This is a genomic window from Bartonella sp. WD16.2 (assembly GCF_002022505.1).
In the GTDB taxonomy this organism is placed as follows: Bacteria; Pseudomonadota; Alphaproteobacteria; order Rhizobiales; family Rhizobiaceae; genus Bartonella.
Genome location: NZ_CP019781.1, coordinates 461,347 through 482,392 on the forward strand (window position 1 = coordinate 461,347; position 21,046 = coordinate 482,392).

Sequence of the window (21,046 nt, forward strand, 5' to 3'; positions counted from 1 at the left end):
TTTTCGATAAAGAGTGATGAGGGTTAAGAGATGGATATTTTGTTCTATCATTTAACGCAGTCAACATTAGAAGATATCTTGCCAGTGTTGGTAGAACGTGCGGTTGCACGTTTTGACAGAGTAACAATACAATGTATAAGTGAAGAGCAGCTTGATGCCATAGATACTCGTTTATGGGTTTACGCTGAAGGGGCATTTATTGGGCATGGAACTGAATGCGATAAATATCCAAATTTTCAACCTGTATTTCTCACTACGGGTCATGAGAATCCAAATGATTCAAAAATACGCTTTCTTGTAGAAGGAGCAGTTTGTTCGGATATTAATATTTATCAACGGCTTGTAGTGATATTTGATGGTCGTAACGACGAGCAGTTAAATTTTGCTCGTGCACAGTGGAAAAAGTATGGAACAGAAAACCATAATTTAACTTACTGGAAGCAGACTAAAAATCGCGGTTGGGAGAAACAAATTTGATATGCATAGCATTTATTATTCTAATTTATTGGTATTGTCTGAATAATTAATAAAGAACTTTTTAATATTAGAAAAAATTAAAAAGAAAGTTGTTAGGTTTTTATTGTTATTTTTTTGGGGAGGGGAGCAATAAAAATGTTGTCTGTAATCACAATATTTAAATGGAATAAGAGCGGTGGTTGATCGGATTTTACTTGCTTTATGGGCAGTAATGCTGGCTTTTTTATGTGTTTCATGGTTGGGTACAACGCATATTCTATCACAAAAATTTTCTATCATTCATATTGAGTATATTGCAGATATTTTATTCTTTTTTCTTTGTATACTGTTTGCTGGGATATTATGGTGGAGTGTGCCTAGACCAATGTCTTTAAAAATAAAATTGGCGGCATTTCTGCCGCCAGCGTTAATTTTATTATACTTCATTGTATGTTAGTAAGATATCTCTTTATCTGTAAAGCAAATAAAACAGATAAGCGAAATAAAAGCAGAAAAAAGAAGATAATAGCCAACGTAAGTCACATCAAAATACTGCACCAAAGATTCTGCAATATAAGGTGCAAAAGATCCGCCAACAATGCCAGCTAAGTTGAAGGTTAGAGATACACCAGTGTACCGAATGGCTGTTGGGAATGGTGATGCAAGAATGGTACCCAACGGGCTATATGTAATCCCTAAAAGCATTAAGCCAATGATAGACATTGCAAAAACACCTACAATTCCAGAATGTAGAAAGTAAGGAATTGCAAAAGAATAAATACCAGTACCTATTGTTACCCAAATCATTAAAGTTCTGCGTTTAATACGGTCGGCAAATTTTCCAGTGAGTACAATAGAAAGGCCAAAAACAATAGCTCCAATCATTTCTATTTGCAGTGTTTGATTAAATGGCAATTGCAGATGATTTTTTGAATAACTTAATAAATAGGCAGTGACCAAATAAAATAAGACAAATGCTGTCATACTGGCAAATGTACCAAGAAGCACAATCCGTGGATGTTTGAAGAATACATTGATGACGGGTACTTTTACACGCTCTTTGTGATCAAGTGCTTTTTTAAATTCAAGTGTTTCACCAATTGAAGTACGCATCCATAATCCTAAGATGATGAGAAAAGCTGAAGCAATGAATGGGATACGCCATCCCCACGTAAAAAGCTGGTCAGAGTCAAGAATGTTCCACAGCCCAAAATAAACTGCAATAGATAAAAGTAAACCTGCTGGAGATCCTAATTGAGGAAACATTGCATACCAACCACGTTTTTCTGGTGGAGCATTTTCTGTTGCAAGTAGAACAGCTCCACCCCATTCTCCTCCTAGTCCAATTCCTTGACCAAGACGGCACATAGTTAAAAGAAAAGGTGCCCACCAACCGACTGTTTCATAAGTGGGAAGAATGCCAATAATAACTGTTGAAATACCCATTGTGAGGAGAGCAGCAACAAGTGTTGCTTTCCGTCCGATTTTATCACCAAAATGTCCAAAAATAATAGATCCGAGAGGACGGGCAAAAAAAGCAACACCGAAAACAAGGAAAGATTGTAGAATAGCAAGTTGATTATTTTGTGGTGGAAAAAACAAATAAGGAAATACAAGAGCTGCAGCAGTTGCAAAAATGTAAAAGTCAAAATACTCAATTGTTGTGCCAACAAGGCTTGCTAACAAAATTCGAATAGGCGAATTCGTTTGATTTACGCGCTGTCTTTCTACGCTCATAGACATGAATAGGATATTCCTTTTATACAGATAATTAAAATATTAAGGTAAGATTTTAATAGTTATAAGAATTTCATATTAGTGTCGAGTCAGTATTATTACTATTAAAGTGTATCAGGATAATAATAGGGCATGATAAGAGTGAGGGAATGTGTATTGTTAATACCAATCATGCTATTTATTAATTTAGCGTTAAATTAAATGTGATAAGAGATCTTTTCTTTAAAGCTTTAGGGGATAGAGGTATATCATGCTATATAAATCAATTATTTCATTTTGTGTTTTTTAATGAGGGTATTATTCTCACTTTTTCCATACTGATCTGCTTTTGCAAACCGAAGAAAGCCTGTGAAAAGCACTTTAGCAGTTTCTGATAAAAATTTATTATTGCTGCAAATAAAACATATTATGATATAAATAGAGCAGTCTGTTAAGAAGGAGGAGTGTTTATTTATTATTGATAATGGAGTGTAGATTATGCAGCACAGTAAACTAACTGTTTCAGTATTATTAATGAGTAGTTTTCTCATACAAAATGCAGATGCACGTGAAAAGATTACTGAAAATATGAATGAACTGTTGAAAAGTTTAGTGATTGATAAAGGAAGGGTACAGAGGACTGTATGTGCTACTTGGGGTATCGGCCAGAATACTAAGATTGAAAGGGGTAATGTTAAGATTGTTAATCATTAGAAATTCAATGAATGCTATTGTTAATGAAAGGAGAAAACACGTAATTATAGGTGGAGTAGTTGCAATGAATACTAAAGTCGAAGGTAGCAAGCAGTTTGTGTTAGGGAATAGTGATTTGCAAAGTAGAGGTAATAGTGCTTATAGTTCTGTAATTTCTGGTAAAATGAAGTTTGAAGGCAACAGAATGTATATGATAATGGGCAAGCTTGGGCTACAAAGGTTATGCAAAAAGGGGAACAAAATATTTATAAAGTGCAAATAGAAAAGGGTGATACTGCATCAAATACTGAAGCCTCTAAAAATGGTAGGAAAAACATTTTAACAGGAGGCGAAGTTAATGATGTTATTTTAAAAGAACAAGCTACTCAAATAATATATTAGGGTTGGGTTATAAAAGATCTAACAATTAACAGTTCTGCCAATTCATGGGCGCATACTAATACAACATTAAAATGAAAAACAATAGTTAATTGATGGTCGGTATCTTCATCTTCACGATGGCTGATTCTAAAAACCATATTACAAAAAATATTACTATAAATAAACAACAAAGTATACCATTTATTGATTCGTGGAATGATAAAAATAACTCTCAGATTGATATTGACAATTTGAGTAGAAATCGAACTGTTAGTTTTGATTCTGTTAGGTATGGTCATCACCATTTACATCTTCATGTTAAAGATCTTTCAGGTAGTTTATATTTCTAATTTAATTTGCGTAATATAGGGGGTGGTAATGATTATCTGCTAATTGATAATGGTGTAGGTAATCACAAAATAAGTGTTCTTTATTCTGGCGTAGAAATCATTAAACTTTTTCAAGAGCGTACGATGTAATTACCGAACTTAATTTAATTACCAATAAAAGTGAGAAAGATAATTATTTTTAGTAGGCCAATCTGGTTAAGATATTAGTGCTTTTGATGGGGGAGTTTACATGTATAGTTTGCGATTCAGAAAAATATGAAAGGTAAAAAAATAAGAAAATTTAGTATTTGAGTACAAAAATTTCTGAATTAAAATACCAGAATCGATTCCGTCGGCATATGAGGCCAGGAATCTCTAAATTCTGATCTTTCAGCTACTTCATCTTTAAAAAATCAGGTCACTAAGCCAAAACCTTGAAGACATTCTCCTCGGTATTTGAATCAATATCAATCAAACTTTTCAGTTCTTGATCTAGAAAAACCGAAAGCTTCTAATTTTTAAACTATTCCTTCAACTGATGCAGTACTGTCCTCTAGAGGTTACTCCTGAACTTGTTTTTTAACAATGAATTACAAAGTTTGTGTGCTGGAAAGGGATTTAGATAAGAGTAGGGAAAATGCGGGTCTCTGAACATATGTGATCAAGAATAAAGAGTGAATTTCTACGGGTCATACACATTTTAAGCTAAATCGAACAAGAATAATGTTGGGTACTAATCGGGGTAACATAGTTGCTATACGGAAAGCTCTACACTGGTGGCTTTGGCAGTTATGATCAAACACGTGTTAGTTATGCTCGTCGTTGTGTCAGTAGTATGGATACTTGTAGCTTTGGAACTTATGCAACCTATTTAAATGAATATGGTTGGTATTTGATAGTTATTTTGCAATATAATCGTTACTAAAATCATCTTAAAGCAGGTTTCTACAAGTGGTTTAGCTATTCAAGGAGACTATAACCAATGGGGCGATAGGTACATCCTTGGAGGGAGGTTGTCGTTTTCAAACAGGGCAAAGCACTTGGGTGCGATCTTATAGCCAATTCACGTGATTACAGGTTAAAGGTAAAGAAATACAGTTTTCCAATGGTATGATAGGTGATATAAGTTTATCTACTTCATTACATAATTACATAGTGAAGTTGGATTATCTATTAGGCATGCATTTAACTTTAATACAAATGTTTCTTCTTTAATAGGTTATGTGACGGCCGCTTGGTTGTGTGAGTATATAGATAATAATCATACAATGATTAATAAACGGCATAAATTTATCACTGACTTGTCTGGCAGTGCAGGTAAATTGGCAATAGGTTTTAATAGTTTTGTCAGCAAAAACTTAATATTGTATACAGAAGTTCAATATACTTAAAGATCATAAAATGACGCAGTCACTTCAGGAAATTTTAAGTATACGCTATATTTTTAAGTGTATGCAATTATTTATTCTCTATTCAACTTTAGATATGTATCTGCTTATTGCAAATAAATGCTTTAAAAAAATTAAAATCCATTTTTGAAAAAGTGTACTTTGTTATAATAAACTTTAATGTAATAGTATGTTTTAATGTAATAGTATGTATTGTGCTTTTTGTATTTTGTCCTCCTGTTTAATCCTTGATTTTAGGGGTATATTTTAGAATGAACGGGATGTTATTCTATATTTTTTAAGTCAAACAAATTTTATGGGATGAAAAAAAGTCTTTGTTTTGCTTTCTTTTGAAACATATGAGTGATTTAACTTAATTAATTGATCAAGAAAATTGATGATGTAAAAAAGTATCTCTTTTACAAGTAGAGATAAAATAACAGTAGCTTTAATTCTTACGTCTTTTGTATTTCGTGTTGATAAAACAATATAAATTAGTGCATTTAAAATTCTTTTATTTTTTTATTCTTGTACATATTTTATAATTTTTTAAAGAAGTAGGGTTATGAAAATAGGTAAAAGCTCATTCTTCATTGAACTATGCAGTTTATTCATTAAAAATGCTTATCTATGCTTTGGTTCTGGCTATTTATGTGTGTGATAATACAAGATTGGAATGTTTTTAACGGTGTTATTTTGTTGATTGTTCTTAGTAAAGCAACATCGTTTTCTTAAAAAAGTTTAAGAACTTCTATTAAACAATGTATGAATAGCAATAATACATATAAAATTAATTTCTTTTTATTTTAAGAAAAAGATTAGCATATTTTTGTCATAGCTAGAACAATTTCAAGCAAAGGTTGTTTAGTTGTTTGTACTTCTTAGATAATTTACCCAATTCACTATTTTGAGACATAGATAATATTACCACTTTATGGTGGGAGGTCGCTTGTGATAGTGTGAGAAAGATTAGTTTTCAATTACTGTGATGGTAGATTCAGTTTTTGAACCAATGGGATGGGAAAGCAATGTTGGAGCGATGGTCAATCAAAAATCTCTAGCCATCCGTATTGCAATATCATTAGATGTTAATGGAATAAGAATCTTCTTTTTTGTATAGATTTTTAATCAACACGATTAGATTTGATCTGTAGAAAATAGAAGATGATTTTATAGATGTGAAGTCATTGACCAATAGCATTTCTATTTTATGGAGATAAGCTTTATAAAAATATGTAATTTTAAAATTGATGTAAATTCACTAACAGTTACTTGGCAAAAGGCTCCTTATAGAATAACAAGATAATTTTTTATGAAACAATAAGGTAATCAAATGGCTGTAGAACGTACTTTTTCGATGATTAAACCCGATGCAACGCGTCGTAATTTGACAGGAGCAATTACTAAAATGCTTGAAGATGCAGGTTTACGTGTTATTGCATCTAAACGTGTATGGATGAGTCAACATGAAGCTGAAGGGTTTTATGCGGTTCATAAAGAACGTCCATTCTTTGGAGAGTTAGTACAATTTATGTCTTCTGGTCCAACTGTTGTTCAGGTTTTGGAAGGTGAAGATGCAATCGCGAAAAACCGTGAAGTTATGGGGGCTACAAATCCTGCGGATGCACAGGAAGGGACAATTCGTAAAGTATATGCTTTGTCGATTGGTGAGAATTCTGTTCATGGTTCAGATAGTGCTGAATCTGCAAAAATAGAAATAGCTTATTGGTTTTCCGATATTGAAATCGTTGGTTAATAAAAGCATGTGCGAAAAGTAGAAAATCCTGAAATAGTATTCGGGATTTTTTCTTCCTAAGTGATAACTTTTATTCAAAAGTTTATAAATATCATATAAATTTTTCAATTATTTTAAGACAATACTCAATTTCAAATATATGCAATGGAGTATTTTTGTCGCGATAAAAGCTCAGAAATGTATAATTATAATCGATAACTTTATTATTTGCACATAGTGTTCTAATTTTATCTTTAATATAAAAAACATGCATTTCAATACAGATATGTCGGATATTTTTCTAACTGCTAATTAAATTGCAATTTTATCACTTAATTTATGTAATAACATGTTTTAAGCCTGCACGGAAATAATCCCATCCTGTCCACAATGTAAGAAGAGCTGCAATCCATAGCATAATTATGCCAAATTCCATTGTATAAGAGAAAATTTTATTACCAGCTGGACCTGCTAAGAGGAAGACAATGGCTACCATTTGTACAGAAGTTTTCCATTTTGCAAGACGAGAGACAGGAACACTGACTTTTAATTCAACCAAATATTCACGTAATCCTGATACGAGAATTTCCCTACAAAGAATGATAATGGCTGCCCAAAGTGTCCACCCAGCGATAGTACTATCTGCAGCAAGCAACAGCAAACAGGATGAAACAAGCAATTTATCTGCAATTGGATCTAACATACGACCGATATTGGATGTTTGTTTCCAAATACGGGCAAGATAGCCATCTAAAAAATCTGTAATAGACGCAATCACAAAAATAAAAACAGCAATCCAGCGTCCAATATCACTTGATTGTAGCCGTCCTTCTAAAAAAAAACACGCAACAACTAATGGAACCGCGACAATTCGTGCGTAAGTCAGAATATTTGGAAAAGAAAAAGTGTGATTTTCCATTGAGCCGTTTTCAATCCTTTATGAAGTACAGCATATTTTATAAACGTAACAAGGCAATGAATATGAAGCAAGTCCTTATTTTTCATTAAAATGGTTATAGATTTTTTGTGCCATTGCGGTAGAAATACCTGCTACTTTGTTTAAATCTTCAACAGAAGCATTAGCAATGGCTTTGGTGCTTCCAAAATGGTTAAGCAAAGCGTATTTTCTTGTGGGACCTATATTTTCAATTTCATCAAGTAGATTTTTGAATGTTTCTTTTTTTCGTTTTGTTCTATGGGTTTCGAGTGCGAAACGGTGTGCTTCATCGCGTAAACGTTGCAAAAAATAAAGAATAGGGTCGTGTGGGGGCAATGTGAAAGGGGGTTTTCCTTTTATAAAAAATCGTTCACAACCAGCGTTACGGTCAGCACCTTTAGCTATACCGATTGCTGTGATAAAGTCATCTAATCCCAATTGAGATAATAATGTACGAACAATATTTATTTGCCCTTCACCACCATCAATCAAGATAAGATCAGGCCAAATGGGAAAAGAATTATCAGTATCATTTTTTGTATCTTTGTTGTTATTGGGCAAGCCATGTTCTTTAATAAGGCGGGAAAATCTTCGTTCAATAACTTCTTTCATCATACCAAAATCATCACCAGGTGTAATATCAGTCGAACGAATGTTGAATTTGCGATATTGATTTTTAATAAATCCTGTTTGATCAAAAACAACCATCGCACCTACTGCATTGGTACCCATGATATGTGAATTGTCATAGATTTCTATGCGGCGTGGAGTATAAGGTAGTTGAAATGTTTCAGCAACACCTTGAAGGAGTTTTGTATGTGTTGCTGTTTCAGCAAGTTTGCGTCCCAAAGCTTCATAAGCATTGGTATAAGCGTGATTAACAAGAGATTTGCGTTCACCTTTTTGTGGTAAGGATAGAGATATTTTGTGATTTGCTTTCAGATTTAGTGCTTCTGTAAGAAGTGCTTCTTCTTCAATTTTTTCTGATAAAAGGATGAGTTTTGGAATTGGTTTATCATCATAAAATTGGGTAATAAAACTCGTTAAAATTTCAGCATTAGAAAAAGATGAATCGGCTTTTGGAAAGTAAGCTCGATTTCCCCAATTTTGTCCCATGCGGAAAAAAAATACTTGAATACAGGTCATTCCTCCTTGTTGTGCAATTGCGAATACATCAGCTTCTTTTACCGTTTGAGGATTAATGCCTTGATGGCTTTGTATATGAGAAAGGGCTGATAAACGATCACGATAAGCAATAGCTTGTTCAAAATCAAGGTTTTCTGAAGCTTTATGCATAGCTTGAGCCATATCTTTTTTTACTGATTGGCTTTTTCCAGAAAGGAAAGCTTTTGCTTTTTGAACCAGTTTTATATAATCGCTATCATTGATTTCATGTGTACAAGGAGCTGAACATCGCTTAATTTGATAGAGTAAGCAAGGTCGTGTACGATTGTTAAAAACTGAATCAGCACAAGTCCTTAATAAAAAAGCGCGTTGCAAAGCGTTGATTGTTTGTGCAACAGCACCGGAAGAGGCAAAAGGACCAAAATAATGAGCTTTTCGTGTTCGAGCACCACGATGTTTATAAAGTGCAGGTGCTCGATGATCATCAGTAATAATGATATAGGGAAAACTTTTATCATCGCGCAGTAATACATTAAAACGTGGATGTAATCTTTTGATGAGATTAGCTTCTAAAAGTAATGCTTCTGTCTCTGTATGAGTAACAACAAATTCCATATGACATGTTGCATTAATCATACGGATAATGCGGTTATTGTGTCCTTGTTCACGGGTATAGCTTGAAACGCGTTTTTTTAAATTCCGTGCTTTACCAACATAGAGGACGTCACCATTTTCATTAAACATCCGATAAACTCCTGGTTTATGAGGAAGATGTTTAACAAATTCTTGTATAAGTGTAGCTCCTTTGAGTTTATGGTTATCATTTCTTTGATGAGCGTTGTCCCATATGATGTTAGACAGAAAAGATAGTTTTTTTTCTTTATTTGGAAGACAGGATGTGTCATTTTTCAGGGTCATTCAATTTTTTCAACAAGATTTTCCGTTTACCACATGAAATGTTATTTTCTGTCAGGTATTATTTTTGTTTGTTTGAAGTTTTATCTACCAATAAAGGACGCATTATAGTATTAATTCTATGATTTTTAGTTATCATTTTAAACCAAAAATCACTAAGCTAACTCCATAAAAAAATTGATGAACTGATCTATCCTACTTATAAATTTATTGAAAGAGTAAATCTAATTACAGTCTAATTACCAGAAATTTTTAGAATGGTTTTGTTAAAAAGAAAATCAAATTTATACTATTAGCCGTCATAATCATTTCTATTTTATAGCCATTTTTAAAAGTTGAGGAATCTGTAGTGGAATAAGTTTTCTTTCTAATCAATTTGATAGATTTAGCTTCATGATGAAGAGTACTTTTTTAAAAGTAAAATGCTTTCATATTATAACTATTCTTTATGAAGCCATTTATAGGTAATTTGCGCACTCTTATCTTGTCCAAGGCGGTTGATAAGAAAAGGACTAAGTTTTTGTATTTCTTCTTCAAGAAGATAAGGAGGATTGATAAGAATCATACCGCTTCCATTCATTGTAGTTGGTGTTATTTTTTTTCGAATATGCATTTCAAGCTGGAGAATTTTTGGAATTCCCGTTTTATGTAGAGCATGAAGAAAATTCTCAATTTCTTTATTGTATTTAACAGGATACCATAAAGCGTAAGTACCCCCAGAAAAACGTCGATATGCTTTTACCACTCCATCAATGAGACGAGAAAATTCACCAGTTTTTTCAAAAGGTGGATCTACAAGAATAAATCCACGTTTTTCTTTTGGTGGTAAGTGAGAATTTAAAGAGAGCCAACCATTTAAATGTAAAACTTTTGTTTGATAATCGCCAACAAAGTTGTTTGCTAAGGTTTGGTAATCTTCCTTGTGTAATTCAATTGCAGTGAGCCGGTCTTGTTTACGCAATAGTTGACGGATAAAGATAGGTGATCCAGGATAGAATTTAAACTTTTTGTTTCCTTTATTTATTGTATCAATGACATTACACCATGGATGTAAGAGTGTTTTCACGTCTTCCGGGATAGGTGTTGACAAAAGCCTTCCCACGCCATCGCGCCATTCTCCTGTTTTATGTGCTTCTAAGGAAGAAAGATTATAAAGTCCAATTCCTGCATGTGTATCTATAACACGAAAAGCTTTTTCTTTACGTTTGAGATACTCTACAATGCGCGTGACAATAATGTGTTTAAAAACATCAGCAAAATTGCCAGCATGATAAATATGCCGATAATTCATAATCAAATTTTATCATATATATAACTGACTGACCAAGATTCTTTTATTTCTTTTTAAAGCTTTTTTTGATGTAAAATAACAAATTTATGTATCAATGAGAGCTTTATTATAAAAGCAATATATTGGTTGGGAAGGCTGATGCATTTGGAAAGTTATTAGTTTATGTATTGGCATTTATCCATTATATTATTCTTTACATCGATGTGATTTATATAAACAAAATTTATCGTTAGTATTTAGATCATTGACCAACCTAATGAAAAATTAATATTTGTAAAGCAAATACAGTTATTTTGTCAGAACTTTTTAAAATTACAGGATCATACTGGGAAAAATCTCTATTTTATTAACATGATTATCTTGTGCTAAAATAATAAGATGATTGTATATAATATTTGTCAAAGTATTACTTTTAAAATTGGCATGTTTTTTGAAAGCAGCTCAATTCGTTCAAAATTTATTGATGAATCATTGTCAAATAAACATTAAGGTTTCATAATCATGTTAGAAATGAAAGCTATGATTACCGGTATTTCAGGTTCGGTTCTGACAAATGATGAAAAGGCATTTATTACTGAGCATAAGCCTTGGGCTTTTATTTTATTTGCGCGTAATATTAGTACCGCAGACGATATCAAAGCACTTACTGCATCTTTATGTGAAGTTAGTGGACGTGATGATATTTTTATTTTCATTGATCAGGAAGGGGGAAGGGTGCAACGCTTGCACCAACCTTTAGCACCTAATTATCCAACGGCTGCAACTTTAGGAGCTATTTATAAAAAAGATCAGGAAGCAGGGCTTCGTGCTGCTTGGATTATGTCACGGCTTCACGCTTTTGATTTGATAAAGCTTGGCATTAATGCAAATTGTCTTCCGCTATTAGATGTAGCAGTGGTAGGGGCTCATGATGTTATTGGAACGCGCGCTTATGCTCAGGAACCAGAAACGGTTACTGCTTTGGGGCGCGCAGCTGCTAGGGGGCTTTTAGATGGTGGTGTTTTGCCAGTAATGAAACATATCCCAGGACATGGTCGGGCATTGTGCGATACGCATTTAAAGATGACACGCGTAGATGCAACCCTTGATATTTTAGAACAGTATGATTTTATGCCTTTTAAAAATTTAGCAGATTTTCCAGCTGCAATGACTGCTCATATTGTTTATGAGGCAATTGACGATAAAGTGCCCGCAACACTGTCTAAGAAAGTTGTAGAGGATATTATTCGTAAAAAGATTGGTTTTGATGGTCTTTTAATGACAGATGATGTGTCAATGAAAGGTCTTTCAGAGAGTACGTGTTCGAACGATCTGTCAGATTTAACACATAAAATTTTTGCAGCAGGTTGTGATATTGTTCTTCATTGTAATGGTAATTTGGAAGAAATGCTTGTCATTGCTCATGCTACTCCGTTTTTATCAGGAAAAGCCTTAGAGCGTGCTTATAGTGCCCATGCTATGGTTGGGAAGCCTGATGCATCAGATGAAGTTGCTTTAAGAGAAGAATTTTCAAGTCTCTTAGCTTTTATTAAATAAATGCGTGATTTTGACGTTAGTTTGATTTATTAAATATGCTGAATAAGAGTGAAAATGGCGTAGCAATATTAGTTTAAGATAATTGGTGTTTTGTTACCTTTCATTCAGAAAAGAAATATACAAGTAAGATATAATTATATTTGAAATGCCGCTTATATAGTGAGTGTTCATGCTATGAATATGAATGAATAAATAAAATTTAAAAAGCGTAGAAAAAATGATGGGTAAATATTTTTACCAACACATTTGATTGTCATTTTACTAATTATCCTCGTACTTTTTGGGTGTAGTAAGATTTCTGAATTAATGGGTGATATTGCTAATGGTATCAAGGTTTTTAAAACATGAAGAAAGAAGAGGACAATGTTGAGAGTAAGCTTGAGGTGGTTAATTGTTCACAATAATTGATGTTTGTCTCAACAATTTCAATTGTTATCAGTAAAACTTACAAGTTAAGTACCAAAAAATCTTCTTTCACTAGAACAAGAAAAAAGTCTGTTTCTAAGAAGTAATATGTGAAGTTACAAAGACGAAATCACAATTTTAGCATGAATCACTTTAAATAAAGAAACCGAGTATAAACAATGTTTGAGATTAATGGAATAGATTTTTAGTTATCTTACTTGTTTTCATTATTGAAGTTGGACCAAAAGATTGTCCTAAAGTGCTAAAGGTAATAGTAAAGGTTAATGGCATACATCTGTTCGACAGCCAATGAAATGCATTTCGACATCAGTTTGATGATGCAATAAAATAAACTAAATTGAATGATTTGCAAAAGACATTATCGGATAGCAAAAATCTTATTTCTTACAAGGGATTAACAAAATTTTTTGATTCAATTCATGATATAGTGAAGGATGTTCAGGATAATCTTTATATAAATACGACATTTCATAAATTGGAAAAAGATAAAGACGTTTTTGCATACGATAAAAATACATCGGATAAAAAATTAATGGTACCTGTTGTTCATAATCATGAAGTTATTAGTATAACTTCTTAAGGGTAGAAAAATAGTGAAAACGCATTGTGAATTCTAAAAAAAGTGCAATTAATACCAAATGTAGCACCTTTTAGAGCACTTAATTGAATTGCATTAGCAAATTATTGCATCTCTAATTGCATTTTTTATAATTTTTTAATGTGTTTTCTCATCAATGATTATTTTTGTGTTTTTTGATATAGTTTTATCAATGGTCGATGAAGATATCGGATGATGGTCCTAAAAATATTTGTTTTCAATCAATGCAAGTATAGGAAAATTTTTTAACAAAAATAAAATTTTCTGCTTTTTGCGTAGTCATTTTATCATTCCCTAATATGGCTTTCAGCTTTGTAATTTATAGAAACAGGGGGTTATAAAATGAGTGTATAGCTTTTTTGCCGTTCTTATTGGTGCGCTAATTTTATTTTTAGTTGGGGGCGCATTTATTTATTGGTTTGTTAGTACTTATAATGCTTTAGTTTAGCCTTTCTTAGCAATTTCTACTGGATCTTTATTTAAAGGATAGAGTTTATAACACGTATCTCTAATTATCTGAGCTTTATGACACTATTTATCTGGATTTTTAGTTTGATTTTTCAATTACTTCTTATTGTTAGTTTGTTAACGAAAGTTAAATTGTTGACATCTCATATGTTGTCATCCAAATGAAAGTGGATCATCCTGATTTCTTTTATAGTTGCGGCTATGGTAACACTGTCGGATTTTTTTTACCATGTTTGCGATAGTTTTATCAACGATAGTTCTTTAGAAATATCTATTTTGATTGCTCGCTGAATGGAAAAGAAATCCTCTTAATAGAAGTTTATATTTTGTATAATAAGTAATCAAATAGAAATGATGCAAATAAGGAGTTCTAATGCTCGATATTAAATGGATCCGTGAAAATCCTGAAAAATTAGATGCAGCTCTAGAAAATAGGGGTATTGAACCACAAGCTCAAAGGTTGATAAAACTTGATCTTGAACGTCGATCGCACGTTGCAAAAATACAATGTGCACAAGAACGTCGCAACGTAGCTTCAAAAGAAATAGGGCAAGCTTTAGCTGCGGGTGATCAGAAAAATGCTGAACGTATTAAAGCTGAGGTTGAAGAAATTAAAGATTTTCTTTCTTCTGCTTCAATAGAAGAAAAGCAACTGACGGAGAATCTTGAAAAGACTCTTTCAGCTATACCAAATATTCCATTAAATGATGTTCCAAAAGGCAAAGATGAAAGTGCTAACGTTGTCGTTCGGCACTTTGGTGCACCTACGACATTTGATTTTACACCGAAGGAACATTTTGATCTTGGTCAGAATCTTAAACAGATGGATTTTGAGCAGGCAAGTCGTTTGTCTGGTGCACGCTTTACAATACTTTCAGGGGCATTGGCACGGCTTGAGCGTGCATTAGGTCAATTTATGCTTGATATGCATGTGGATGAACATGGTTATACAGAAGTTTCAGTACCTCTTCTTGTACGTGATGAAATTGTTTATGGAGCAGGGCAATTACCAAAATTTTCTGACGATCTTTTTCAGACTACAGATGGCAAATGGCTTATTTCCACAGCAGAAGTGCCATTAGTTAATTTAGTAAATAGTGAGGTTTTTGATATATCAGATTTACCTTTGCGGTTTTCTTCTCTTACACCTTGTTTCCGTTCAGAAGCAGGGGCAGCTGGGCGTGATACACGTGGGATGCTGCGTCAGCACCAGTTTTGGAAGGTAGAAATGGTATCAATTACTACCGAGGAACAATCCTTAAGTGAATTAGAGCGTATGACAGAGTGTGCGGAAAGTGTATTGAAACGACTTGGGTTGCCTTTTCGTACTGTGCTTCTTTCTACTGGTGATATGGGGTTTGCTGCCCGCAAAACTTATGATATTGAAGTTTGGCTTCCAGGTCAGGGGTGTTATCGTGAAATTTCAAGTTGTTCAGTTTGTGGAGATTTTCAAGGGCGACGTATGAATGCTCGGTATCGTACAAAAGGTGAAAAAACATTACACTTTGTACATACTCTGAATGGTTCTGGTACAGCTGTTGGTCGTTGTCTTATCGCTATTCTTGAAAATTATCAGCAGGCTGATGGATCAGTTATTGTCCCAGATGTTTTGCAGCCTTATATGAAGGGAATAAATCGTCTCACTATTTAGCTTTTGTGAGATGAGCACCGATACACGTTTATTACTGATAAATGATAATAGTATTTATCAGAAAAATTTTAATGCTTTTTTAAAAATAATACACGTGTGAATAGGGTAATCGTTACGTTAAAAATCGAATGATATTATGGAGCAGAAGAGAAATTTACAATTTCGTGAGGAATTGGCAAACCTTGTACTGAAAATGCGTAGTAAGGGGGTCGATGATCTGCGCCTTTTTGCTGCGTTTGAGAAAATTCCACGTCACCATTTTGTTGCTGTTCCTTGGCTTAAGAGTGCATATGATAATAAAATTATTCCAATTGAGTGTGGTGAATATATTGAGCGTTTAGAAGAACAACTTTTAATTCTCGCTGCGTTGTTGTTGGAAAAAAAACATCGTGTTTTAGAAGTTGGTACAGGTTCTGGTTTTTGTACTGCTCTTATGGCATGTCTTAGTGATCGAGTGATAACGATTGATCGTTATAAAACACTCGTTGAGTTAGCACGACAAAGATTTCAGACTTTAGGGCTTGACAATATTGTTGTACAGCAGGCTGACGCAAGTAAAGGTGTTACGGGTTTTGGATCATTTGATCGTATTCTTATTTGGCCATCACGTTCTAATGAACCGGAAGAGTTTTTAGAAATTTTAGCTGGAAATGGAATTCTCATTCAAGCTATTGGGGCAGATGAAGGGGTACAAACTGTTATGCGTTATACGAAAATTGGTAGTCAATTTGAATGTTCGGAAATGTTTCAAGTGCGTTATCAACCCTTTATTGAAAACGTTGCAGAAATACTTTGATTTTTAAGGTTAAGAGTTATGAAGCAACCTTATGTGCTCTATTTAATAATGAATTTCATTTTGATATTTTTTGAAATTTTTATAAGTAAAATGTTCAATCTTTAACTCTTAGGTAATATTAGCAAGATTTAATAGAATGAGTTGAGTATTGGCCAATAAATAAACCATATATTTGAAATTTTTGAGTAACATTATGCGGTATAGTCTTCAGGGGATAGCTCTTTGGGTGGCAGCAACCATAATAACGGGTTGTAGTTCTGGTACTCAGCGTTTTTATGATGGTTTTTATAAGAGTGCAACTCCTACTCAGTCAACTACGGTCACAGCGATGTCTGGTAATCCAAGAATGTTATCACAAGGTGGAGTAATACAAAGTAGTGAACTGCCACCTGTGGAGTCGCCTTATGATACAGGAGTTAACGATGATAGTTCATATGATCCTCTAGAACAGGAAGCCACATCTTATTCTGATGGGCACAGAGAGTTTTCGCCTGATGGACGAATTATGGGATCTCCACCGAAAAATCTTGGAACACTCTCCCATTCACAAGTGAATGATTTTCCTGTTTCTAGACGGGGATCTTATATTGTACAAAGTGGAGATACTCTGTTAAGTATTGCACAGCAAATAGGAGTTAGTGTTGAGGCTTTAAAATTAGCAAATGGTATGAATAATCATTCTATCCATGTTGGTCAGATGCTCATTGTTCCAGATGAACGCACAAGTGTATCTTCGAATGCTCTCAATAATACTCAAGTAACATCACAAACTCCATCTCCAACTCAATCTAAAGTTGTATCCTCTGTTGAAAGTAGAAAGGATTCATCATCTGTATATGGAACTTCTGTAACAACTACATCTGCGACGAAGACTGATCCATCAAATGTTAAGCAGGATTCTTCTCAGCAAAAGCCTGCAACTGCTTTATCAAGTACAGTGACTGATTCAGATGATGTTGTTGCTCCACAAGCAACAGGGATTTCTAAAATGCGTTGGCCGGTACGAGGACGTTTGTTAAGCCACTTTGGTCAAAAGAAAGGAACAGTAGTTAGCCGAGGAATAGAAATTACTGTACCTGAAGGTTCATCAGTAAAGGCAGCGGAAAATGGTGTCGTTATCTATGCAAGTGATGGATTGAAAGAGCTTGGCAATGTTGTCATGATTCGGCATGAAGACAATATTATCACTATTTATGGACATAATAATAAACTTGTTGTTAGCAGAGGACAAAAGGTGCGGCGTGGTGATGAGATTGCTAAATCTGGTATTTCAGGAGATATTACAACACCGCGCGTTTATTTTGAGGTCCGTAAGGACACTGTACCTGTCGATCCTATCAAATATTTAGAAAATTAACGAAGAATCATTTTATTAATATAAAGCTCAAAATCTTCGGGATTGTTTTTGTATTGTATATTAAAGTAAAAGCTTATTAGGCTATTTTTCAGGTTCTTGTCTTTTAGTAATTTACATGAATGATTTTCGTGCTCATTTAAAGATGTTATTATAAACCTTTTAAATTATTTTATGTTCATTATAAAAACAATAACATAAGTACCCAATCATATTATAATGTAATTTTTTACTACAATTTATAAAACAGCTAAAGACTAAAATGATTAAAGAGTGGCCTTTTTATAGCCTTACAGGAATAGTAATAACTATAGAGTACTTATTGTCAGTTATATTATGTATCTGGTGGATGATGCTTTTTAATGCTATGCAAAACATGATGTTTTGGAAGTATTTTTGATACTATTATCAAAGTTAGTTTTTAAAGCTTTAGCTGATGGATTATTATAATAAATAAAAATTATTACAAAAGATGATAAGGTGATATTCTTCATTTTAAAGGGAATTAATTAAAGTAAGAAGGGCAGAATTATTAATAGGATTTTCAATAAGTTTGAGAGTTTTTTTCGATGTTTAGTATATTTGATTGCATTATATAATTGATTGAGTCACTAATGACTGGTCTATGTTGCATATATTCCGCAGACGGCATAATAAGTAGGTTATTCTTTAACAGATTATTACATGTTTTTGCGAGATGTTCTTTATATTAAAGCTTGCAAATAAAGTTTATATCAACTCAATTGATATAAAAAATCCAAAGTATAATTTACTGGAATTATAGAAAATAATCAGCTCATATAGCATTTAAGCAAAAAATATTATTATACAATTAAGGTTGGCGATCAGTTGAGCTAATTTGGGAAACAAAAAATTATTTTACATTAGTTATTTTTTCAATTTATGAGAAATTTCATATTTATTATATGTAATTCATAGAATGAAATCGTTGTTTAGAAGTATTTACTTATTGTCTTTTAGCTTTTAAGGTTTTATTTCCTTTAGAAAAGCTAAAACTGTATGATGTAGTGATTAGGATATATAGTATCTAAGAAATTTTTCTTTCTCTAAGCCAAAAGCTTATTTTAGTAGAGGAGAAATACATGGAGTTTAATCTATAGGAGATCAAAATGTTTATTACTAACGCTTATGCTCAGGCTGCAGGCGGCGTTTCTGGTGGGTCGTCGCTTATTACCTTTGTTCCTTTCATTCTGATTTTTGCTATTATGTATTTTTTGATTATCCGCCCACAGCGTACGCAAATGAAAAAGCGGCAGGAAATGCTTAATGCTGTACGCCGTGGTGATACAGTTGTAACTGGTGGTGGTATTATCGGTAAAGTTACAAAGGTTTATGATGAGCAGGGTGAGTTAGAGGTTGAAATTAATGACAGTGTACGTATTCGTGTTGTTCGTTCAACTTTGGCTGATGTTCGTATTAAAGGCGAGCCACTTTCGGAAGAAAAGCCAAAATCTATTGCTAAAATGAAGGCATCAAAAAAGCCTGCCACCAAAACCGCAAAGAAAGTAAATACGGTAATAACGAAGAAAGAAAAAGCTGTACCCAAAGAGAGTAAACCAAAACTGTAATTGCATTTGTAGAATTTTTCACCCTTATAGAGGTAAAAATAGGCTTTTCGTAGAAAAGCCATTTTATTTAGGGGTATTTATAATCAATAAATAAAGATTGTATCTTTGTTTGTCATTCTATGAGGGTATATTTATTTGAGTAATTGTTATTGGATTAATAAAGGGTTAGAATAGTTTTAGCTGTTAATATAATTATTATGTGATTGAAATGACTTGTTTTTGAGCAAATAGATTAAGAGAAGTCTTCCTTTTTGGGACATGGTTATTTAAATGTCGTTTGTAATGTTTTTTGCGTCAGTTTTGTATAGGAGCTGTTATAGCGGTCTAATTTGTTATTGGTCTTTTTTTAGTTTTTGGGGGAGGAAAAGAGACAGTTGTTTTTTTAAAAGGCGCTTATTATGTCTCACACAATTCAAATTCGTGAAGCACATTTTCCGGGACGTGCACCTATTGATGCTTATGGAAATGGTGGTTTTCGTTTTGCTGATATGTCACATCGTGGTTCTATTATGTGTGTACCATCGGGTGTTTACGGCATTAATATGGTAGAGCCTATACCTACTCAGGATGATATTTCTCGTATTTTAGAAGAAGCAGATCAGATTGAAGTTCTATTAGTGGGTACTGGAGTCGAATTATTGCGATTACCTGAAACATTACGAGCACTTTTACGAGAAAAGCATATTTCAACAGATACTATGAGTACAGGGGCAGCAGTGCGCACATTTAATGTTCTTTTAGCTGAAAATCGTGCAGTTGCTGCAGTGTTGTTTGCGGTAGAATGACCAATTTTCTCCCTTATTGTCTTGATATTTTACGTGCTACAGATCGTGACCGCTATATATCAGTTTTATTTGCACCTAAAAAAAAGCGCAGGGCATTAGCTGCTCTTTACGCTTTTAATGCGGAAATTGCTCGTATTCGTGAAAGTGTGCATGATCCACTTATTGGTGAGATACGATTACGTTGGTGGTATGATTCTATTGCCAATGGTGAAATAAAGAATAATAAATACAATCCAATTTTAAATGATTTATTGACAACAATTGCTTTATTTAATTTACCTAAGACAGCTTTTTTACGTTATTGCGATGCGCGAGTTTTTGATCTTTATAATGATCCAATAACAACCATTCATGTTCTTGAAACTTATTGTAATAAGACAGCAAGTACAATTTTACAGCTTGCATGCCAGATATTAGATTTTGATGCAGCGCAAAATTTCACAAAAGCATATGAACACGGAGGAATTGCTCAGGCATTGAGTGGCATATTGCGTCTTTTGTCGCTTATGCAATCACGATATCAATGCTATTTTCCTTCTGATATGTTAAAAGCTATGGGGATGGAAAGGGAGGAGTTGGAGTTCAATCGCATCAATAATGAACAAAAACATGAGATCATTAAAGCTATGGTAGCGTTATCAAAAGACCATTATCTCAAGTTTTACGAACATTCTATCACTTTACCTAAAACACTCAAACCAGCATTTCTTCCATTGGCAATTACACCAGCATCTCTTCAAAGAACGATACAATTAGGAGCGACAGTTTTTCAAGAGAATATAACTTTATCGCAGCTTCATCGTTATTGGTTGATAACAAAAGCAGTGGTAAGTGGCCGTTTTCCAAAATTATTATAAATCAATGTTATCCAGGAAGC

At 33.4% G+C, this 21,046-nt stretch carries 17 protein-coding genes and 2 pseudogenes; 15 read left to right on the plus strand and 4 right to left on the minus strand.

From position 1 onward, the window contains the following. Positions 1-30: 30 nt before the first annotated feature. A complete protein-coding gene (locus tag BWD162_RS01695; RefSeq protein ID WP_078705175.1) occupies positions 31-477 on the plus strand; it encodes a DNA polymerase III subunit chi in 447 nt (148 codons plus the stop codon). 211 nt (positions 478-688) lie between these two features. Further along, positions 689-913, plus strand: a complete 225-nt coding sequence (locus tag BWD162_RS01700) for a hypothetical protein (protein WP_078706111.1) — start codon at positions 689-691, stop codon at positions 911-913. On the opposite strand, the gene BWD162_RS01705 is transcribed toward BWD162_RS01700, so the two are convergent. Then, entirely contained in the window at positions 910-2,199 is a 1,290-nt protein-coding gene (locus tag BWD162_RS01705) for an MFS transporter (RefSeq protein ID WP_078705176.1), read from the minus strand. The genes BWD162_RS01700 and BWD162_RS01705 overlap by 4 nt on opposite strands. 471 nt (positions 2,200-2,670) lie before the next feature. Between BWD162_RS01705 and BWD162_RS01710 the strand changes: the two genes are divergently transcribed. From BWD162_RS01710 to ndk, 4 genes are all read left to right on the plus strand, one after another. Further along, entirely contained in the window at positions 2,671-2,886 is a 216-nt protein-coding gene (locus BWD162_RS01710) for a hypothetical protein (RefSeq protein ID WP_078705177.1), read from the plus strand. 222 nt (positions 2,887-3,108) lie between these two features. Continuing rightward, on the plus strand, positions 3,109-3,267 hold the full coding sequence (locus BWD162_RS07650) for a hypothetical protein (protein WP_153300981.1): 159 nt from the start codon (positions 3,109-3,111) through the stop codon (positions 3,265-3,267). A 1,059-nt stretch (positions 3,268-4,326) separates the two neighbouring features. Continuing rightward, positions 4,327-4,500 carry an autotransporter domain-containing protein gene (locus BWD162_RS07655; protein WP_153300982.1) on the plus strand — a complete coding sequence of 58 codons (174 nt, stop codon included), beginning with the start codon at positions 4,327-4,329 and terminating at the stop codon, positions 4,498-4,500. A gap of 1,796 nt (positions 4,501-6,296) precedes the next feature. Beyond that, positions 6,297-6,719 (plus strand): nucleoside-diphosphate kinase, encoded by a 423-nt coding sequence (gene ndk, locus BWD162_RS01725; protein ID WP_078705180.1) that lies wholly within the window; start codon positions 6,297-6,299, stop codon positions 6,717-6,719. A 316-nt stretch (positions 6,720-7,035) separates the two neighbouring features. On the opposite strand, the gene pgsA is transcribed toward ndk, so the two are convergent. The 3 genes from pgsA to BWD162_RS01740 all read right to left on the minus strand — a co-directional run bounded on the left by pgsA (position 7,036) and on the right by BWD162_RS01740 (position 10,966). After that, positions 7,036-7,617, minus strand: coding sequence for a CDP-diacylglycerol--glycerol-3-phosphate 3-phosphatidyltransferase (gene pgsA / locus BWD162_RS01730; RefSeq protein ID WP_078705181.1), 582 nt, complete (start codon positions 7,615-7,617; stop codon positions 7,036-7,038). A 75-nt stretch (positions 7,618-7,692) separates the two neighbouring features. Further along, the gene (gene uvrC, locus BWD162_RS01735; RefSeq protein ID WP_078705182.1) at positions 7,693-9,678 is read right to left on the minus strand and encodes an excinuclease ABC subunit UvrC; all 1,986 of its coding nucleotides are present in this window, start codon (positions 9,676-9,678) and stop codon (positions 7,693-7,695) included. 436 nt (positions 9,679-10,114) lie between these two features. After that, positions 10,115-10,966: a 23S rRNA (adenine(2030)-N(6))-methyltransferase RlmJ gene (locus tag BWD162_RS01740; RefSeq protein WP_078705183.1), complete on the minus strand. Its 852-nt coding sequence runs from the start codon at positions 10,964-10,966 to the stop codon at positions 10,115-10,117. Positions 10,967-11,467: 501 nt separating this feature from the next. Here BWD162_RS01740 and nagZ point away from each other — a divergent pair. From nagZ to BWD162_RS01790, 9 genes and pseudogenes are all read left to right on the plus strand, one after another. Next, positions 11,468-12,502 carry a beta-N-acetylhexosaminidase gene (nagZ, locus tag BWD162_RS01745; protein ID WP_078705184.1) on the plus strand — a complete coding sequence of 345 codons (1,035 nt, stop codon included), beginning with the start codon at positions 11,468-11,470 and terminating at the stop codon, positions 12,500-12,502. A 228-nt stretch (positions 12,503-12,730) separates the two neighbouring features. After that, positions 12,731-13,014: pseudogene (locus tag BWD162_RS08125) on the plus strand (twin-arginine translocase TatA/TatE family subunit). 576 nt (positions 13,015-13,590) lie between these two features. Further along, positions 13,591-14,328 (plus strand): annotated as a pseudogene (tatC, locus tag BWD162_RS01760) (twin-arginine translocase subunit TatC). A gap of 39 nt (positions 14,329-14,367) precedes the next feature. Further along, positions 14,368-15,645, plus strand: a complete 1,278-nt coding sequence (gene serS / locus BWD162_RS01765; RefSeq protein ID WP_078705186.1) for a serine--tRNA ligase — start codon at positions 14,368-14,370, stop codon at positions 15,643-15,645. A gap of 136 nt (positions 15,646-15,781) precedes the next feature. Beyond that, positions 15,782-16,441, plus strand: a complete 660-nt coding sequence (locus tag BWD162_RS01770) for a protein-L-isoaspartate(D-aspartate) O-methyltransferase (protein ID WP_078705187.1) — start codon at positions 15,782-15,784, stop codon at positions 16,439-16,441. Between the two features lie 166 nt (positions 16,442-16,607). After that, positions 16,608-17,798: a M23 family metallopeptidase gene (locus BWD162_RS01775; protein WP_078705188.1), complete on the plus strand. Its 1,191-nt coding sequence runs from the start codon at positions 16,608-16,610 to the stop codon at positions 17,796-17,798. A gap of 1,127 nt (positions 17,799-18,925) precedes the next feature. After that, positions 18,926-19,384 carry a preprotein translocase subunit YajC gene (gene yajC / locus BWD162_RS01780; protein WP_078705189.1) on the plus strand — a complete coding sequence of 153 codons (459 nt, stop codon included), beginning with the start codon at positions 18,926-18,928 and terminating at the stop codon, positions 19,382-19,384. Positions 19,385-19,782: 398 nt separating this feature from the next. Then, a complete protein-coding gene (locus tag BWD162_RS01785) occupies positions 19,783-20,169 on the plus strand; it encodes an Mth938-like domain-containing protein (protein WP_078705190.1) in 387 nt (128 codons plus the stop codon). After that, on the plus strand, positions 20,166-21,026 hold the full coding sequence (locus tag BWD162_RS01790; RefSeq protein ID WP_078705191.1) for a phytoene/squalene synthase family protein: 861 nt from the start codon (positions 20,166-20,168) through the stop codon (positions 21,024-21,026). The genes BWD162_RS01785 and BWD162_RS01790 overlap by 4 nt, the downstream gene beginning before the upstream one ends. Positions 21,027-21,046: the final 20 nt, after the last annotated feature.

Excerpts from the sequence above, each read along its gene's own strand:
- BWD162_RS01710 (WP_078705177.1), top strand. The coding sequence starts at position 2,671 with ATGCAGCACAGTAAACTAACTGTTTCAGTATTATTAATGAGTAGTTTT.
- nagZ (WP_078705184.1), top strand. The coding sequence starts at position 11,468 with ATGTTAGAAATGAAAGCTATGATTACCGGTATTTCAGGTTCGGTTCTG.
- BWD162_RS01740 (WP_078705183.1), bottom strand. The coding sequence starts at position 10,966 with ATGAATTATCGGCATATTTATCATGCTGGCAATTTTGCTGATGTTTTT.
- BWD162_RS01770 (WP_078705187.1), top strand. The coding sequence starts at position 15,782 with ATGGAGCAGAAGAGAAATTTACAATTTCGTGAGGAATTGGCAAACCTT.
- yajC (WP_078705189.1), top strand. The coding sequence starts at position 18,926 with ATGTTTATTACTAACGCTTATGCTCAGGCTGCAGGCGGCGTTTCTGGT.
- pgsA (WP_078705181.1), bottom strand. The coding sequence starts at position 7,617 with ATGGAAAATCACACTTTTTCTTTTCCAAATATTCTGACTTACGCACGA.
- BWD162_RS01700 (WP_078706111.1), top strand. The coding sequence starts at position 689 with ATGCTGGCTTTTTTATGTGTTTCATGGTTGGGTACAACGCATATTCTA.
- BWD162_RS07650 (WP_153300981.1), top strand. The coding sequence starts at position 3,109 with ATGCAAAAAGGGGAACAAAATATTTATAAAGTGCAAATAGAAAAGGGT.
- BWD162_RS01785 (WP_078705190.1), top strand. The coding sequence starts at position 19,783 with ATGTCTCACACAATTCAAATTCGTGAAGCACATTTTCCGGGACGTGCA.
- BWD162_RS01695 (WP_078705175.1), top strand. The coding sequence starts at position 31 with ATGGATATTTTGTTCTATCATTTAACGCAGTCAACATTAGAAGATATC.
- serS (WP_078705186.1), top strand. The coding sequence starts at position 14,368 with ATGCTCGATATTAAATGGATCCGTGAAAATCCTGAAAAATTAGATGCA.
- ndk (WP_078705180.1), top strand. The coding sequence starts at position 6,297 with ATGGCTGTAGAACGTACTTTTTCGATGATTAAACCCGATGCAACGCGT.
- BWD162_RS01790 (WP_078705191.1), top strand. The coding sequence starts at position 20,166 with ATGACCAATTTTCTCCCTTATTGTCTTGATATTTTACGTGCTACAGAT.
- uvrC (WP_078705182.1), bottom strand. The coding sequence starts at position 9,678 with ATGACCCTGAAAAATGACACATCCTGTCTTCCAAATAAAGAAAAAAAA.
- BWD162_RS01705 (WP_078705176.1), bottom strand. The coding sequence starts at position 2,199 with ATGTCTATGAGCGTAGAAAGACAGCGCGTAAATCAAACGAATTCGCCT.